Below are 439 nucleotides of genomic sequence, written 5' to 3' on the forward strand. Positions count from 1 at the left end.
GCCCCTCCGGGCCAGTTCGGCCGCAGCGGTCAGCCCGTTGGGCCCGGCCCCCACGACGACCGCGTCGAGCATCGGCACCTTGGGACTCCTTCGTCGGCCGGCAGGCGGAGCCCCAGGATATTCGGGGGCACCGACAGCACGGACGCGGGGACCGGGGGCGGGTGGCGGGGCACCCCGGGCGGACACGGGATCGGGGCCGGGGGGCTGCCCTGGGCGGACACAGAACCAGGACTGAGGCGGACACGGGACCGGGACCGGGGCGGACGCAGAACGAGAACCCCGGGCGGACGTGTCAGCCGCCCGTCCTCAGGGCGGCCAGGATGCGCTGGACGGTGGCCGTGTCGCGGGCCGCCGTGAATGGCAGGTCGTTGCCGCCCGCGATCCGGAACGGGGCGCCGGACAGGGTGGCGTGGGCGCCGCCCGCCTCGGTGACCAGGAG

The 439-nt window shown here is 76.8% G+C and carries 1 protein-coding gene and 1 pseudogene; both read right to left on the reverse strand.

Annotated elements, in window-relative coordinates:
* The coding region (locus tag RM812_RS43275) for an NAD(P)-binding protein (RefSeq protein ID WP_394816616.1) at positions 1-78 on the reverse strand (78 nt) is incomplete at its 3' end.
* 214 nt (positions 79-292) lie between these two features.
* Positions 293-439 (reverse strand): annotated as a pseudogene (locus tag RM812_RS42425) (inositol monophosphatase family protein); the annotation flags it as partial.

It is taken from the genome of Streptomyces lancefieldiae (assembly GCF_031845825.1).
In the GTDB taxonomy this organism is placed as follows: Bacteria; Actinomycetota; Actinomycetes; order Streptomycetales; family Streptomycetaceae; genus Streptomyces; species Streptomyces lancefieldiae.